The sequence below is a fragment of the Acidovorax sp. HMWF029 genome (assembly GCF_003060895.1).
Classification (GTDB): Bacteria; Pseudomonadota; Gammaproteobacteria; order Burkholderiales; family Burkholderiaceae_C; genus Acidovorax.
In genome coordinates, this window is the sequence record NZ_QAIH01000194.1 from 29,546 (window position 1) to 45,738 (window position 16,193).

16 protein-coding genes are annotated in these 16,193 nt (G+C 59.7%); 1 reads left to right on the forward strand and 15 read right to left on the reverse strand.

Annotated features, from left to right (window positions below; genetic code table 11):
• Positions 1 to 67: 67 nt before the first annotated feature.
• The 9 genes from DBR12_RS13580 to DBR12_RS13620 form a co-directional block, all read right to left on the reverse strand.
• Entirely contained in the window at positions 68 to 541 is a 474-nt protein-coding gene (locus tag DBR12_RS13580) for a methyltransferase domain-containing protein (protein WP_108617747.1), read from the reverse strand.
• Positions 542 to 872: 331 nt separating this feature from the next.
• Entirely contained in the window at positions 873 to 1,433 is a 561-nt protein-coding gene (locus DBR12_RS13585) for a sugar transferase (protein WP_108617748.1), read from the reverse strand.
• Complete coding sequence (locus DBR12_RS13590) at positions 1,430 to 2,431, reverse strand: NAD-dependent epimerase/dehydratase family protein (RefSeq protein WP_108617749.1); 1,002 nt, start codon at positions 2,429 to 2,431, stop codon at positions 1,430 to 1,432. Before DBR12_RS13590 ends, DBR12_RS13585 begins: the two co-directional genes overlap by 4 nt.
• Positions 2,371 to 3,321, reverse strand: coding sequence for a glycosyltransferase (locus DBR12_RS13595; RefSeq protein ID WP_108617750.1), 951 nt, complete (start codon positions 3,319 to 3,321; stop codon positions 2,371 to 2,373). Before DBR12_RS13595 ends, DBR12_RS13590 begins: the two co-directional genes overlap by 61 nt.
• Before the next feature lie 14 nt (positions 3,322 to 3,335).
• Complete coding sequence (locus DBR12_RS13600) at positions 3,336 to 4,232, reverse strand: glycosyltransferase family 2 protein (protein WP_108617751.1); 897 nt, start codon at positions 4,230 to 4,232, stop codon at positions 3,336 to 3,338.
• A 12-nt stretch (positions 4,233 to 4,244) separates the two neighbouring features.
• The gene (locus DBR12_RS13605; protein WP_233244475.1) at positions 4,245 to 5,318 is read right to left on the reverse strand and encodes a bifunctional 2-polyprenyl-6-hydroxyphenol methylase/3-demethylubiquinol 3-O-methyltransferase UbiG; all 1,074 of its coding nucleotides are present in this window, start codon (positions 5,316 to 5,318) and stop codon (positions 4,245 to 4,247) included.
• A 59-nt stretch (positions 5,319 to 5,377) separates the two neighbouring features.
• The gene (locus DBR12_RS13610; RefSeq protein ID WP_108617753.1) at positions 5,378 to 6,742 is read right to left on the reverse strand and encodes an oligosaccharide flippase family protein; all 1,365 of its coding nucleotides are present in this window, start codon (positions 6,740 to 6,742) and stop codon (positions 5,378 to 5,380) included.
• Positions 6,742 to 8,670 carry a nucleoside-diphosphate sugar epimerase/dehydratase gene (locus tag DBR12_RS13615; RefSeq protein ID WP_108617754.1) on the reverse strand — a complete coding sequence of 643 codons (1,929 nt, stop codon included), beginning with the start codon at positions 8,668 to 8,670 and terminating at the stop codon, positions 6,742 to 6,744. The genes DBR12_RS13610 and DBR12_RS13615 overlap by 1 nt, the downstream gene beginning before the upstream one ends.
• On the reverse strand, positions 8,667 to 9,302 hold the full coding sequence (locus DBR12_RS13620) for an LON peptidase substrate-binding domain-containing protein (protein WP_108617755.1): 636 nt from the start codon (positions 9,300 to 9,302) through the stop codon (positions 8,667 to 8,669). Before DBR12_RS13620 ends, DBR12_RS13615 begins: the two co-directional genes overlap by 4 nt.
• Before the next feature lie 97 nt (positions 9,303 to 9,399).
• Here DBR12_RS13620 and DBR12_RS13625 point away from each other — a divergent pair, with 97 nt between their 5' ends.
• On the forward strand, positions 9,400 to 9,948 hold the full coding sequence (locus DBR12_RS13625; RefSeq protein WP_108617756.1) for a YggT family protein: 549 nt from the start codon (positions 9,400 to 9,402) through the stop codon (positions 9,946 to 9,948).
• Between the two features lie 120 nt (positions 9,949 to 10,068).
• On the opposite strand, the gene accD is transcribed toward DBR12_RS13625, so the two are convergent.
• From accD to DBR12_RS13655, 6 genes are all read right to left on the reverse strand, one after another.
• Positions 10,069 to 10,941 (reverse strand): acetyl-CoA carboxylase, carboxyltransferase subunit beta, encoded by an 873-nt coding sequence (gene accD, locus DBR12_RS13630; protein WP_108617764.1) that lies wholly within the window; start codon positions 10,939 to 10,941, stop codon positions 10,069 to 10,071.
• A gap of 115 nt (positions 10,942 to 11,056) precedes the next feature.
• On the reverse strand, positions 11,057 to 11,866 hold the full coding sequence (gene trpA, locus DBR12_RS13635; RefSeq protein WP_108617757.1) for a tryptophan synthase subunit alpha: 810 nt from the start codon (positions 11,864 to 11,866) through the stop codon (positions 11,057 to 11,059).
• Positions 11,867 to 13,150 carry a tryptophan synthase subunit beta gene (gene trpB, locus DBR12_RS13640; RefSeq protein ID WP_108617758.1) on the reverse strand — a complete coding sequence of 428 codons (1,284 nt, stop codon included), beginning with the start codon at positions 13,148 to 13,150 and terminating at the stop codon, positions 11,867 to 11,869. It abuts the gene before it with no gap.
• Positions 13,128 to 13,889 carry a phosphoribosylanthranilate isomerase gene (locus DBR12_RS13645; protein WP_108617759.1) on the reverse strand — a complete coding sequence of 254 codons (762 nt, stop codon included), beginning with the start codon at positions 13,887 to 13,889 and terminating at the stop codon, positions 13,128 to 13,130. The genes trpB and DBR12_RS13645 overlap by 23 nt, the downstream gene beginning before the upstream one ends.
• Positions 13,886 to 14,707 (reverse strand): tRNA pseudouridine(38-40) synthase TruA, encoded by an 822-nt coding sequence (gene truA / locus DBR12_RS13650; RefSeq protein ID WP_108617760.1) that lies wholly within the window; start codon positions 14,705 to 14,707, stop codon positions 13,886 to 13,888. The genes DBR12_RS13645 and truA overlap by 4 nt, the downstream gene beginning before the upstream one ends.
• Before the next feature lie 53 nt (positions 14,708 to 14,760).
• Positions 14,761 to 16,193: FimV/HubP family polar landmark protein (locus DBR12_RS13655; protein WP_304529316.1), on the reverse strand; the 1,433-nt coding region annotated here is incomplete at its 5' end.

The window sequence follows — 16,193 nt, forward strand, 5'->3', positions numbered from 1 at the left end:
CAAAACAGACGATTTTAAGTTTTCGCGTGTAGCTAGGGCGGATGGGTGTGAATTCCAGTCCGATGAGTTACGTCGGCTTTCTTGCCAATGCGAAAAAATCGCTTTGTGTCGCGGTGGTTTCGATGACATCCAACCCTGCATACGACAAAAGGTCCTGCATCAGTTGTCGATCAAAAACGTGGTGGTGCAAAGTTCTGTTGTGGAAGTTGTCCAGCCTGTGTTCCTTGAACTGTTGGAATGTTCCAGCGGGTGGGTCTAGCGATCGAATTTCATCCAGATGCGTCAAATCATGCTCGGACGTATTGTTCTCGAAGTCTGCAATGAGATGGGCCAACGGGGTTGTTGGGCGTCGATGGTCAAAGTTGCTGGCATTGTTCGAAAGCACCAGAATCAGTGTCCCCCCACGGTTGATGACTCGTTTCCACTCTGACAGCGCCTTGATTGGGTTGGTCACATGCTCCAGGCAATTGGAGGATAGGAGGAATTCATACGAGTCGTCAATGATCGCAGACAAGTCCGAAGCGTCACCGACGAACTGCATCCCCTTCTTTGATCCTGTGAAATTGAAATGGCGCCCGGCAGTGATGTCTTTCTACTACAAGGGATTGCGTGAGACGTTCACCCCATCTAGATCGGTGATCGCTTGGCGGAGGGGGGACGAGGTTTGACGATCATGCTGGGGCCACCGATTTAAATCCCCTTTTTTCCGGCGACTAGTGCCACGTATGTGTGGTGGCCGGGCAGCAGCGACCTAGAGTGCTTGAGGTAGACGAAAGTCTCCACCATGTTTCTGGGCAGGGTCTTGCGGACTGTTTTTTAATCGCTATCTGGATGGGGTTATCTGCCCTTTGATAGACATGTTTGGTTGATGCTCAGTGGCTAACGCCATCGCGGCACAGCACAGCCGAAATAGTGCGCAGCAGGATCGTTGCGTCTTGCGTGAGCGAGCAGTGCTGCAGGTACCAAGCGTCTAGCGCGACTTTCTGTTCGATTGGCAGTTCGTCCCGGCCATTGATTTGGGCCCAACCTGTCAGGCCTGGGCGCAGCATGTGAACTCCCGCGCGAGTTCGGAGTGCGATCAGGTCATGCTGGTTGTGCAGTGCTGGGCGAGGCCCAACAAGGCTCATATCGCCACGCAGAATGCTCCACAACTGAGGCAGTTCATCCAGACTGCTGCGGCGCAAAAAGCTGCCTATGGGCGTAAGCCATTGTTCGGGGCGCTCCAGCAAATGGGTGGCGACCTCGGGCGTGTCGATGCGCATTGTCCGAAACTTGGGCATACGGAAAAGAGCGTTGTTTCGTCCCACGCGGTCTGACCAGTAGAGCGCCGGTCCGGGTGAGGTAGTTCTGACCCAGAGTGCGATCAGCACCAAGGGCAGGGCCAGCAAAAGGCTGGCCAACAGGGCCAGCAACAGGTCGATTAATCGTTTCATGGCCTTGGCTGTGGTGTGAGTGCTTTGGCCAGGGCGGCATCAACCGTCACCGGTGGCATCCAGTCCAGCAAGGTGCGCGCCTTTTGGATGTCGGCTTGCAGTGTGCTGGTCAGTTGCTGCAGCATCGATTGCTTGCCTATGCAGGCCGCGCCCCAGCGCAGCAGTGGCAACGGCACGGGCAGCAGCCTTACGGGCTGGTGTAGAGCCGCCCCCATGCGCTGGATCAGGTCGGTGGTGGAAAGATCTTGTCCGTCGCTGACCAAAAAGGTCTGCTGGGCAGCGGCGGGGTGGGTCATGCAGTTTTGGATAAGGCTGACTAGGTTGGCCACGTCCACCATGCTCCGCAGGTTGCGCACGTTGCCCAGCGGCAAAGGAACGCCACTGCGCACGATAGCCGTCAGCCGAGCGAAGTTGCCGGGTGCATCCGGGCCGTACACCAGCGGGGGCCGAATCACCACCACCTCCAGTCCTGTGCGCGCCGCCAGTGCTTGCAGGCCGCGCTCTGCGTCTAGCTTGGATTGGGCGTAGGGACTGTTTGGAGCCGGTGCGTCGGTTTCCTGGTAAGGACGGTCCCGGCCAACGCCGTGGATGCCGATGGTGCTCAAAAAAACGAGGCGTTTTACGCCCGCCGCTGCTGCCTGCTCGGCGAGCCGCACGGCACCTTCGGTGTTGGTGCGGCGGTACTGCGCCGGTGCATCGATGGCAGTGTCGTGCAATACATGTACCCGGGCGGCGGCATGCACCACCACGCCCACATCTTGAAGCATGCCAGACCAGTCGGTGCTGCCATCCAGTGCTCTAACGGTGTGTTGCGTGGCCCCTGCACAGTCGGGCAGCCGTGCGGCGCTACGTCCCACCAAACGCAGTTGCCACGGCTGCGGGGCTTGTGCCAACGCACAGGCCAGGTGCCTGGCAATAAAGCCCGAGGCCCCGGTTATCAGGCAAGTGCGCAAGGAAGCCTCCCGCGTCCGGGCAAAAAAATCACCATCCACAGGCACGACAAAAAGAACAGCAGTTGGTCACGCTGCCGCCGTCGACATTGCCCTGCTCGCATTGCCAACTGTAGCAATCCCCCCCGCTGCCCTTGCAGCCACGGGGCGACAAAAGGGTGCTCGTGCAGTTGCAACAGTCGGGCGATCAGGCTGGCCTGGCCCAGCCACCAGCCGTTGCCCATCTGCCAAGCACGATGTAGCAGGGGCCGCAGCCCGGCATTGGCGCCTAGTTGGTTGTGAGCGTGTTGCCGGTAGCGCAGGTGTGGCTGCGCATCGATCAGCCATTGGTAACCCTGTGCGCGCACCCACGCGTAAATAAGCCAGTCATGGAAGTCCACCGGCTGCAGCGCCTGCCCCTGCTGACGAACCCAGGTTTGCAGCGCCAGCGCTAGAGGCTGTGCCAGCACAAAAGTACAGCCCGGTCCCGGGCCTTCAAACAAAAAATCCCAGGGCTGCTGCGGCTGGGCCTTGTCGATCAGCCGCTCTTTGCCGCCCGGCCAGAAGGCTGTGACGTTGCCAGAGTAACCCGCCGCACCTGTGAATCGCAGCTGTTGGCAGGCATGAGCCAGTTTGTCGGTGTGCCATAGGTCGTCCTGGTCGGCCAGGGCAACGTAGTCACAACGGGTCATGTCCACATCGCGCAGCAAGCGAAAAAAATTGGGCGCTGCACCACCAAAAACCTGCCCCCTTTGCAGTACCGACACCCGAGGGTTTTGCTGCGCCAATTGTTCGGCCCATGCTTCTGTGCCATCGCAGGAGCGGTCGATGCTTATGACTACCTGCACGGCTACGGCTTGTTGGTCCAGAACGGAGGTGATCTGCGCGGGCAAAAAAGCCATGCCGTTGAAGGCGGCCAACAGGACGAGCACCCGGGGCGTCTGGTCGAGGCTGTGCATGGAAAGCTTGTGGCTCAAATCAGGGTTTTAGGGCCCATGCGGTTACGCAGACCATCCCACAGCCCTGTCAGGGTGGCCTGCAGATGCTGGGATTTGTGACTGGTTGCGATCAGCGGGAAGATGAGCGTCCAGGCCAGTGCTTTGGCAAAAATCTCACAACGGATAGGCCGGGTGGCTGAACGGGAGTGAAGAGCAATGTGGATGGCGTTTCGCACCATGTAATAGTGCCGCAACGGTGACCGGATGCTGACTTTTTTTCCGAGAAACTGCACCGAAGCATCGCCCATGGTGTGTTCAATCACCACATCCCCAGTGCACATGGTCTGGTAACCGTATTGGTTTTTGGCACGCCAGCACCATTCCAGGTCAACCCAGTCAATGAACAGGCTCTCTTGCATGAGGCCAATGGTACGGAGTGTCTGGCTCGGTATCAGTGTGCCGGAGGCGATGGCGTGGGATACCGGATGTAGCCCTGACTGGGGGGTGAAAAATTGTGTGAAGGGTGCGTGGCGGACAAACGCCTGAACTGTGCCTTTGTGGGTGTCAAAGTAAGACGGTGCCAGTGCTGCCAATGCCATACCGCGCGCTTGGCACGTGCCCAGTGCTTGCAGCATGGCGTTCAAAAAATGAGCGGGGTAAACGGTATCCTGGTCACTGAGCCAGACGAACTCTGCCCCTTGGTCCAGGGCTTGGCGGATGCCGATGTTTTGTGCGGCCGCGATCCCCAAGTTCTTGCCAAGGGTGATGCACTGCACTCCTTTTGGAACAGTGATCGCTGAATGCTGCTCAGGCGTGTTGTCCACCAAGATGACGCGTGGCGTGTGCCCAGTGATGCTGGCAAGCACACGCAGCAGGTGCGCTGCATTGGGGCGGTATGTGACGACGATGCAAAAAACACAGGAGTGAGTCATGTGGACGGTCGTTTATTTTGGGCGCGTTGCAATTGCCGTGTGGAACTCAGTATGGCGAAGACTCAAGTTCTGGATGACAGCCAAGAGAAGAAAGCGCAGCCGAAAAATACGTGTATGAGGTAATCCGATGGCATTCTTTTCGCCATTTTTCAATGCATTGCTAGCTGCATAAACGGCCATTGCCGATATTACAGGTAAGCGGCGAAAAATAGTCCTGAAGCCACTATTTTCAAGTGTTTTATGCAAAGTCTCAATGCTCATTAGAGTCAGATGGCGTGGTGGATCTATTCCTATCCAGCTTGTACCGTATGCTCGGTAGCCGATACTTTCAATGTTGGGTGTCTGTAACCACAAAATACCTCCGGGCCGCAATAGGCGATACATAGATTGCAGCAAATTTTGCGGATCATGAACATGCTCAAGAACGTGGCTGCAGGTAATCCAGTCATAGGTGCCCTCCTGTGCTTCGAGTTGTTCGATACTGCCAAGGTAGATATCCATCCCCCCCTTTCGAGCCTCGGCCACTGCAATAGGGTCAAAATCTATGCCGTGCACTGACCATCCTGCTTTCTGCGCCAACTTTAGAAAGCTACCATTCCCACACCCGACGTCCAGCAAGCGTCCTTGTTTGTCTGACGCTTGGCGAGGCATGTGCCGCATTTGCTGGTCGATGAGTGCGCGCACAGGAGGAATCAGTGCGACCAGATAGCGTCCGTATGAATTGCTTGGTGTGAGCCCCATCTGCCAAAGTGAATTGCGGTAGCCGTTCAATATGGCGCGAGCGCTGCTGAGCAGTGAAATGCCTACAGTCGATAAATTTTGGTCGAATGCGTCACTCTCTCGCTCTGGATGCGTGCAATACTCCGCATAAGCCTTTCCTATCGAATCTTCAGTGGGGCGAGGGTCGATATAAGCAGTGTTGCAGGCGCTGCAAGCATGTAATGCCCAGCGACCTGGCGCACAACCAAAAAGCGTATCAGTAAGGGACTCATGAAGTACATTTCGGTCTTTGCTTTGACAAATAGGACATTGTCCTAGTACTTCGATTTCAGATGGTTCCCAAGCGGTTTCTGATGCGGGATTCAATTTTTGGTGTGGTCGCTTCATTTTTGCAAAAATTGTTGGTTCTTGACTTGGGTGGCATTTTAATTGGCAGGTAAAAATGCGATCCAAATAGTGAGTAGTGCGCCCACTAAGCCAATAAATGTTGTTTTAATAAGAGATTGGCGCCAATTCGGGAAGTGTCGAAGCGCACTGGAAAAGATAAGTGCTGTATCTATGCTGGTTCGTACAGACCACATCACCGCTGCACCTACTAATCCGTATTGGATTATTGCCCACCACAAAAAAAATATGTATGGTATTAATTCTGCTAAATGAATTTTGGCGATGATGTCTGTGCGCCCTTGGCTTTGCAACAGTGTGAATGGTAAGTGGGCCAGTCCGTTAACAAGTACGCCAACAGCCAGCCAACGCCATATTGGAGTACTGGCAGCGGCCAGATCGGAGCCCACCCACCATGCCAGCAGCCACGGTCCCAGCCACGCTGTCATAACCAGTCCCGGGATCCAGCACACCAGCAGCAGGTCAACTGTGCGTGTGATGGTGGTGTAGTGCTGCGGGCTCGTGCCCGGCGCGCTGTGGCGGGTCTGCGCGAGCAGCGGTAGTAGAACACCCATGATGGCAATTGGAACCATAGGCAGACGCGAGATGACATCAAAAGGTACCGTGTAGTGTGTTACTGCTGCGACCGTAACCCAGGCCGCAATTGCAAAGCGGTCGAAATACGACATGACTGGCCCGATGAGGTTGCTGACTGTCATCCAGCCTCCAAAGCGCAGCAGTTGTCGGATACCTGTGCTGGGCCACTGTAATGCGGGCTGGGCAAACTCGGGTCTTGCCCGCCACGCCATGCCCAGTGCCCCGGCCAGGCGCACTACCAACAGGCTACCAATGACCCAAAAGAGATCTGTAGTGAATAGGGACGTCATCCAGGGTGCCACAAAGTTGGCCACACCTGCAGGAATACGCACGCTGTTAACGGCGCCGAAGCGGCTGCGCGCTTCCAGGGCGCCAGCACTGCATGCAAACCAGTTAGCCAGTGGCACAGCCAGCGCCAGCAGTGGTGTTGCAGCCTGGGTCTGGGCGTTTAGCTCCGTGGGCATCTCGATGAAGTTGACCAGCCATGGCAGCAACAGCGATAGCAAGAGCGCTAAGCCAAGAGAGAACCCGCCCAGCAGGCGCCGCGCTGCACAGGCAACTGCGGCTTGCTCACGCCGCGAGATCCCCGCTTCGTCGGCAGACGACAAGTATTGCGTTAGCGCTCGCCCCATACCCAGATCGAGAGAGCCGAAGTACCCCACCAGTACCCAGCCCAATGCTAAAACGCCAAATCGCTCTTGGCCTAAACGCTGCAGCAGGCCCGGTACCACCATCACGCCGACCAGCATGGGCAATACCATGCCTGTGACGTTTATCCCGATATTAAAAACGTGATCGCGGCTACGCATTAGCGGTATTCCAGCGTGCCGTCTGAAAATAGCTTGTCTAAAACGGTCTTTATTGCTGGCAGGCTATTGTTGCGCGTTGCATCCTTGAGGCTTTGGAGCTGATTCTGAAGGTCCCGCCAGTGCAGATATTCCTCGCGCGCACGTAGTATTTGCTTATGTTCGGTTGAACTCGTGTTTTCGCCTATCAGTAGTTCTTCGTAAATTTTCTCGCCAGGTCGTAGTCCGGTAAAAATCAATTCAATGTCCGCATCAGGGTGCGTCTCATCCCGTACACTAAGTCCTGATAGGGTGACCATTCGCCTAGCAATTTCCAGAATTTTGATGGGCTCTCCCATGTCCAGAACGAATACATCACCTCCCTCAGCCATGGCGCCGGCCTGCAGTACCAGTTGTGCTGCTTCCGGGATGGTCATGAAGTAACGGGACACCTCGGGGTGGGTTACGGTGACAGGCCCACCAGTAGAAATTTGATGACGAAAAAGGGGAATCACGCTACCACTAGAGCCCAGCACATTGCCAAAACGCACCATTGAAAACCTTGTTGGGCTTTTCCAAGGGGCTTCTGCAGCATCTTTGCTCGATGGGAACGGGGGGGTAGTCGAGGCCGCCACGGCCTGCAAAATCATTTCGGCCACGCGTTTGGTTGCACCCATTATGTTGGTGGGGCGCACGGCCTTATCGGTGGATATCAGAACGAAATCCTGTACTTGATTGGCAATGGCGGCTTTCACCATGTTCAAGGTGCCAAATACGTTGTTTAGGACACCTTCGCCGGGATTGGACTCTACCATGGGGACATGCTTGTATGCCGCAGCGTGGTAGATGGTGTGGGGGCTATACTGTTTGCATATATCGAGGACTCGTGCCTCATCTCGCACATTGGCGAGTATGGGCACCAGTTCGCACGCATGCAGGCCTTTGGTCTTCAATGCTTCCAGTTCATGGTGGATGGTGTACAGCGCATATTCGCTGTGGTCTAGTAGTACCAAGAGTGCTGGGGACTGCGCGGCGATTTGCCGACATAACTCGCTGCCAATACTGCCACCGGCGCCAGTGACCAAAACAGCTTTGCCCCGAATGTTCCTTCCCAGCAATTGGGGGTTAGGGGCTACTGGTTCTCGGCCCAGTAAATCCTCAATGTCCAAGTCCTGAAAATCTGTCATGGTGACGCGACCGCTGGCCAAGTCTGATAATCCAGGCAAGGTACGTACCCGCACTGCAGCGTCACCAAGGTTTTGAATGATTTGGTGTCTGCGCTGGCTGGTTGTACTCGGTATGGCCAGCAAGACGTCAGTGATTCGCAGCCTTTCAATCAGAGCGAGCAGGTTGTCTGGGCTGTAGACGCGCACTCCGTTAATGGTGCTGTCAGATTTTTTTTCGTCATCATCCAAAAAACCCATAAGCCGGTGCTGTTGCATGTTTTGCATGGCTGCCGCAGTTTGTGCGCCTGCGCTTCCAGCACCATAAATTAGCAATCGATGTGTGGCATTTTCTCGCCGACCGGCCAGCCAGAACCAACACAACGCGCGGCTGGCACCCACCAGCAGCAAAAAGATCACCGGCTGCAAGATCCCAACGCTGCGCGGTACGCCGATCCACTGACCCACCATCAGGATGGCGAACAGTAGCGCTCCGTAGATCGCCACGGCCTTGCCGGTGGTGACTAGAGCGGCGATGCCGGTGTAGCGGAAGATGGCGCGGTACAGTCCTTTGCTCATGAAGATGGGGAGCGCCAGCAATGGTGCCAGTGCGTAGGCCAGCCACTGCATGCCCTTGGGCCAGTGCAGCACTTCCAGCCTCAAGCTGAAGGCCAGCCACATGGCGAACAGCCCCATGGCGATGTCAAGCGCCACTACCACCAGCCGTTTCACTGGGCGGGGCCACTCCAGAATGTTGCTCAGCGCGGGTGGGTGCGTCGCGGGTGTCATTGCGCGATGCGTGTTCGTTCCAGCACATCCCCCACCAATTCCAGTCGCACCAGAGGGTTGTCGAGTTCCATCAGACGCTGTTTGAGTTCCAGCGGTACGGGCAACAGCTCGCACCAGCGGTTGGCCACCCAGCCGCAGTCGTCCAGTTGCGTTTCGGTGGGCGTGATGGCGTTGGGGGTTTCGGGGTCGCGTTGTCGGAGTGTGTGCAGCACCTGCGCCAGTGCGGTGGCGGTCTTCTTGAGGTCGCCAGGGACGGGTACCGGGAGGTCAGGGTCTACGTGATCCACATCGGCGGTCCACAGGCCGTGGGGCAGGTGATGGCGCCGGGTGATGAGGAAACGTTGGCTGGCGCGGCACAGCAAGGTGATCAGGCCCGGCTGGGGGTGATCCAGCTGTTCGATGATCGCGAGGGTGCCGATGTCGTTGAAGCGCTCTTCGGGCGCACCCGCCTGGCGCACTTCATGGCCGTGGGTGAGGGAGACCACGCCAAATGGCGCACCTGCCTGGTGGCACTTGCGCACCATGTCCAGGTAGCGCACCTCAAACACGCGCAGCGCCAGTACGCCGCCCGGGAACAGCACGGAGTTCAGGGGGAAAAGGGGCAGGGATGACAGTGTGAGGGCTTGGGACATGAGCGGGGTGAGGCGCCTTGGCCCGCTATCATCCCACGGCATAACCCGCTTTCAGTCCTGCCCTTGTTTTTTGTTCCCTTCGCCTCTTTTTCCACCCATGCTCTTTCAGATCGCTTCTTTCCTGCTCGATGTTGTTGGTGGCTTGCTCACGGGGGCCTGTCTGCTGCGGCTGTACATGCAGTGGCAACGTGTTCCATTCGCCAACCCGGTAGGGGGACTGGTTTTTGCCCTGACAGACTGGCTGATCATGCCGCTGCGCCGGGTGATCCCTCCGGTGGGGCGCTGGGATGTGTCGAGCCTGGTGGCCGCAGCGCTGCTGCAACTGGTTCAGTACTGCCTGCTGACTTTGTTGCTCGGGGCCGCTTCTGCATGGGCTTGGTTGCCGTGGTTGGCCCTGTTTGGCCTGGCGCGGGTGGCGGTGTCCGGGCTGATCGGCCTTCTGATCGTCTACGCCGTGATGTCCTGGGTCCAGGCGCGTTCACCGCTGTCCGATGTGATTGCGCGGCTGTGCGAACCCGTCCTGCGACCGTTTCGCCGGATTATCCCGCTGGTGGGCGGCATCGACCTGTCGCCCCTGGCCGCGCTGGTGGTGCTGCAGGTGCTCATGATTGTGCTGGGCCATTTGCAGGCCAGCGTCATGCGTTGAGCCGAAAAATCTACTTGAAAACGGCCTCTGCGCGCAATGGGTAAGCCTGAGTAGCTATCAAAAAAAGAGCGACCGTGCCAGATAGGCTCGGCCGCTCACTCTGCATCTGCGGGATTGTAGTTACATCACCGCATCCGCTGGCAGGCGCTGCAGCATGGCCAGGCTGTTGGCCACGGTGTTGCGCAGTTCGCGGCGGTCGCAGATAAAGTCCACCGCGCCTTTGGTCTGAAGGAACTCGGCGCGCTGGAAGCCCTCGGGCAGCGTCACGCGCACAGTCGATTCGATCACGCGCGGGCCGGCAAAGCCAATCAGGGCCTTGGGCTCGGCGATCACGATGTCGCCCACGAAGGCGAAGCCGGCGCTCACGCCGCCCATGGTGGGGTCAGTAAGCACGCTGATGTAGGGCAGGCCCTTCTTGGCCAGGCGGGTGAGGGCTGCATTGGTCTTGGCCATCTGCATGAGTGAGAGCAGGCCTTCTTGCATGCGCGCGCCGCCGGTGGCGGTGAAGCAGATGAAGGGCACCTTCTGTTCGATGGCGGTTTCCACGCCGCGCACGAACCGTTCGCCCACCACAGAGCCCATCGAGCCGCCCATGAAATCGAACTCAAAGCACGCCGCCACCACGTTGATGCTCTTGACCGCGCCGCCCATGACGATGAGTGCGTCGGTCTCGCCGGTGTTCTCCAGGGCTTCCTTCAGGCGCTCGGGGTACTTGCGGCTGTCTTTGAACTTGAGGGCGTCTACCGGCAGCACTTCCTGGCCGATCTCGTAGCGGCCTTCGGCGTCGAGGAAGGAGTCCAGGCGCGCACGTGCACCAATGCGGTGGTGGTGGCTGCAGTGGGGGCAGACGTTCTGGTTGTGTTCCAGGTCAGCCTTGTAGAGCACCGTCTCGCAGCTTGGGCACTTGATCCACAGGCCTTCGGGCACCTGGCGGCGCTCGGTGGGGTCGGTTTGCTGGATCTTGGAGGGCAGAAGTTTTTCGAGCCAGGACATGGTGTTCTCCTCTTCATTGGCGCGACCTGTTGCAAAGCCCGTGGGCATTGGCGGGGCAGGCCGGGTGTGAATCTGTCGGCGCACCCCGCAGGATGCACCGGGCTGCATTATGCGACTAGGCGTCCAGGGCCTTGCGGATGCCGCGCAGGAAGTCGATGGTCAGGGGCACCACCTTGGCGTGTTCCTGGTCTTCGATCAGCTGGATGATGCGGCTGCCAATGACCACTGCATCGGCCACCTTGCCAATGGCTTGGGCGGTGGCTGCGTCGCGGATGCCAAAGCCCACACCGACGGGAATCTGAACGTGCTGGCGGATGCGCGGCAGCATCTGCTCCACAGCCGCCGTGTCCAGCGCGCCTGAGCCGGTCACGCCTTTGAGCGACACGTAGTACACGTAGCCGCTGGCCACGCGTGCTACTTGGGCCATGCGCGCGTCCGTGCTGGTAGGTGCCAGCAGGAAGATCAGGTCCATGCCGTGCTCACGCAGACTGGCTGCAAAGGCTTCACATTCTTCGGGCGGGTAGTCCACGATGAGCACACCGTCAACACCGGCAGCAGCCGCGTCGCGCACAAAAGCGCCTGCGCCGTGCTTCTGGTCGTAGCGTTCCACGGGGTTGGCATAGCCCATCAGCACCACGGGCGTGGTGCTGTTGCGCTTGCGGAACTCACGCACATGGTCGAACACTTGCGCCATGCCAATGCCCAGACTGAGGGCCTTCTCGCCCGCCTTCTGAATCACCGGGCCATCGGCCATGGGGTCGGAAAAGGGCACGCCCAGCTCGATCACATCGGCACCGGCCTCGACCATGCCGTGCATGAGTGCGGGGGTGATGTCGGCGAACGGGAACCCGGCGGTCACATAAGGAATCAGCGCTTTGCGGCCCTGGGCTTGCAGGGCAGAGAAGGTGGATGCGATACGGCTCATTTATTTCACCACCTTGATGGGTTGCTCGCCGCCCTTGACGGACTGCCCCTGGCAACTGGGGCGGCAGTAAAAGTCGGCGCCACTGAGGTCGGCCACGGTACCGATGTCCTTGTCGCCACGGCCCGAGAGGTTGACCAGGATGGATTGGTCAGGGCGCATGGTCTTGGCCAGCTTCATGGCGTAGGCCACAGCATGGCTGGACTCCAGCGCAGGGATGATGCCCTCGGTGCGGCACAGGTAGTGGAAGGCGTCCAGCGCTTCCTTGTCGGTAATGCCGACGTATTCGGCACGACCGATCTCTTGCAGCCATGCGTGCTCCGGGCCCACACCGGGGTAGTCCAGGCCGGCGCTGATGCTGTGGGTTTCGGTGATCTGGCCGTTGTCATCCTGCAGGATGAAGGTACGGTTGCCGTGCAGTACGCCCGCGCTGCCTTTTTGCAGCGATGCCGAGTGTTTGCCCGACTCCAGGCCTTCGCCCGCTGCCTCCACGCCAATGAGGCGCGTCTTTGCAAACGGAATGTAGGGGTGGAAGATGCCCATGGCGTTGCTGCCGCCGCCCACGCAGGCGATCACAGCATCGGGTTGCTGGCCCAGCACTTTTTGCTTGGTCAGCATGGCGGGCATCTGCTCAATGCACTCCTTGCCGATCACGCTCTGGAAGTCGCGCACCATCATCGGGTAGGGGTGCGGCCCCGCTACGGTGCCGATGATGTAGAAAGTGTTATCTACATTCGCCACCCAGTCGCGCATGGCGTCGTTCAGGGCGTCCTTCAGGGTCTTGCTGCCCGACTCCACCGGCACCACAGTAGCGCCCAGCAGCTTCATGCGATACACGTTGGGGCTTTGGCGCTTTACGTCCTCGGCGCCCATGTACACCACGCATTCAAGCCCATAGCGGGCGCAAATGGTGGCTGTAGCCACGCCGTGCTGGCCTGCGCCGGTCTCGGCAATCACGCGGGGTTTTCCCATGCGTTTGGCGAGCATGGCCTGGCCGATCACGTTGTTGATCTTGTGGGCGCCGGTGTGGTTGAGGTCTTCGCGCTTGAGGTAGATCTGCGCGCCACCCATTTCGCGGCTGGTACGGGCTGCGTGGTAGATGGGGGAGGGGCGACCGACGAAGTGCTTGAGTTCGTAATGGAATTCGGCCAGAAACTCGGGGTCGTTTTGGTAGCGAGCGTAAGCCTCGCGCAGTTCCTGGATGGCGTGGGTCAGTGTTTCGCTGACGAAACTGCCGCCGTAGGGGCCGAAATGGCCGGAAGCATCAGGTTGCTGATAGGAATTCATGAGGGTTCTTTGCAAGTTGGGCATCGGCCGCACGCACGGCGGCGATGAAGCGCTCGATTTTTCCGGCGTCCTTGATGCCCTTCAGGGGCTGGCCATCGGGACTGTTCGGGTCCGTGGCCTCGACACCGGAGCTGACATCAACCGCCAGCGTTTTGCAACGCGGGCGGACTTGCAAAATGCCATCGGTCACGTTTGCAGGCGTGAGTCCACCAGACAAAACGAGGTGAGAGCTGACGCTTGGTGGAAGGAGTGACCAATTGAATGCCTTGCCGCCGCCGCCATAACCTTCGACATGGGCGTCGAGCAGGATGGCTTGGGCGTGAGAATAATCGTGCGCGTATTTTACGAGGTCGAATCGAGCGGCACCATCACCCAGGGGAATGCGTGCAGCGCGCAGATAGGGCCTGGCGCCCTGGCCGGTGGCTGCAAGGCAGTCTTCGGGCGATTCATCACCATGAAATTGGATGGTTGCGCCTGCTACTAAAGCGCTTGCAGCTATCACATTTGTAGCGGAATCGTTCACGCAGAGCAGCACAGGGGTTACAAACGGGGGCAAGCGTTTGGCCAACTGGGCTGCGCGCGCCGGAGTGACCGCGCGGGGGCTGGGGGCATAGAGCACAAAGCCGATCGCGTCGGCACCTGCAGCCACGGCTGCATCCACGTCCTCCTCACGGGTCAGTCCACAGATTTTGATGCGGGTGCGGGCCGGTGCAAGGGTGTAAATGTCTTGGACTTTCATGGCAGCCAATCATACGCAGCCGTGCGCTGGGGCAGGCCCCAGTGGGCTTCGTATACCGGGCCCTGAAAATACAGTCCGTCGGGTGAAAACGTCGGTGCTGCAGCGTCGCGTGACCGCGCTTCCAGCACCTGGGCCATCCATTCGGGCGGCTGGTCCCCCCGGCCCACGGCAATCAGGCAGCCCATGATGTTGCGGATCATGTGGTGCAGAAAAGCGTTCGCTTCAAACTCAAAGCGCCAGTAGCAGGGGCTCCAGCCCAGTTCTTGGTGGGGATCGCTCAGGCCCCGGTGGGTGATGTCGATGCGGTGCAGCGTCTTGATGGGCGACTTGGCCTGGCAGGCGGAGGCGCGGAAGGACGTGAAGTCATGCTCGCCCAGCAGGATGTCGGCCGCCTGCCGCATAGCGTCGTGGTCCAGCGGGTGGAACACCCAGCCCACGCGCCCGGCATCTACGCTCGGCCGTACAGGCGACTGCAAAAGCACGTAGGCATAACGCCGCGCCACGGCGCTGGCGCGGGCATGGAAATGTGAGGGGACGGGTTGCGCCCACTGAACGGCAATGTCGGCCGGCAGAAAGGTATTGGTGCCGCGCACCCAGGATGATGCCGGCCGCTGAAGTGGGGTGTCAAAGTGCACCACTTGCATCAATCCATGCACTCCGGCATCTGTGCGGCCAGCACATAAGGTGCTCACGGGGTGCGTGGCAAAGCGGCCCAGGGCCGCTTCGAGTTTGTCCTGAATCGTGTTGCCCGACAGCTGGCTTTGCCAGCCGCTGTAGGCCTGACCGTTGTAGCTGACACCCAGTGCCACCCGCGTCATGGGGTGGCCTGGGGACGTGGTGGGTGGGGTTGAGCTTGCCTGAGAGGGCTGCATCAGCCCAGTTCGGTCAGCATGCGCTGGGCGCGGGTCTTGAGCGCGCCGCTGGATTCGGCGACGACCTCTTCAATCAGCGTGCGGGCACCATCGGTGTCGCCAATGGCGTTGAACTCTTCTGCCAGCGCCAGCTTGGTTGCCAAGGGGTCATCCTGCGCTGCGGCGGAGCCGTCGTCGGAGAAGTCGGCAACCGGGGGCGGCGCCTTGGCTGCGGGAGCTGCCATAGGCTTGGTGGGGGCATTCAGGTCAAGTGACAACTCGCCCAGGTCGAATTCCATAGGGCTGGAGTCCTTGGCGTCACCCATCAGTGGCATGGGGCCAGAGGGTGCCATGCTCAGGTCGTCTGCACTGGGGAAGTCCAGGTCGGCCACCGGAGGGGGCGAAATGGGGCTGGGGGATGTGTCAGGGCTGTTCCATGCGGCTGGAGGCTCTGCCGAAGGTGGGGGCAGATCCAGTTCGGGGCGCAGTGTGGGGGGCTCGTCCGCGTCCGACGGCGTACTGTTGCGAGCGCTGGTGGCAGCGGCAGCCGCAGCAGCAAACCCGCCGGGCGCTGCGGGAGGCGCATCGGTCAATGCGTCGTCAGGCAAGTCCAGGTCGAGATCCAGGTCTAGGTCGGGTGGCAGGGCTGCCGCTGCGGGGCTGCCTGCACCGGTGAATGTGCTGGGGAAACCGCCAGGAGGCAGTGATGGCGACTCGTCTTCGCCCATGCCTGGGCGGCCACCTGGTTGGTACAGGCGGTTGTCGGGTTCCAAGTCACGACCGAGTTCAACAATGCGTGCCCAGTCTGGGCCCTCCCCCTGGGTCAACTTGAAGACCTCACCGGCCACGGCCTCCAGGGCTTTGCGGTCCTGGCGTTTGGCGTAGATTTCCCCCAGCTTTACGTGCACGGAAACACGGCCCGGGTTGTGGCGGACGGCTTCTTTAAGAATTTCTTCGGCCTGCAGGTCGCGGCCATAGGCCAGGTAAACATCGGCCTCGGCTACAGGGTCCACATCGCCACCAGCGTCGAGCTGGCTTGGTGAGTAGGCCATGGAGGAACCAGTGGTCATGTCGCTGTTGGCCGTGTCTACCCGCTGGCCGCCGCTGGCGCCAAAGAAGGAGTCGGGCTGGATGCGGCTTTCCAGGAAGGAGCTGTCTACACCGTTGTTCTGGCGGCGACGCTGGACGACCCGGTAAGCGACAAACCCCAGCGCCCCTGCGACCAGCAGACCGCCAATCGGCAGCAGCGGATCGTCCATCAGACCGGCCACGAAGCCGGGCTCTTCGACTGGTGCGGGTGTCGGGGCTGGCACGGGCGCAGGCGCTGCTGCGGGAGCCGGTAAGGGGGCCGATGCTTCAGCAGCAGGTGCCGATGCGGCCGCTTCAGCGGGAACCGATGCTTCTGCCGGAGCGCTGGCTGCAGCGGCAGGCGCCGATGCCGGGGCCTCGGGGG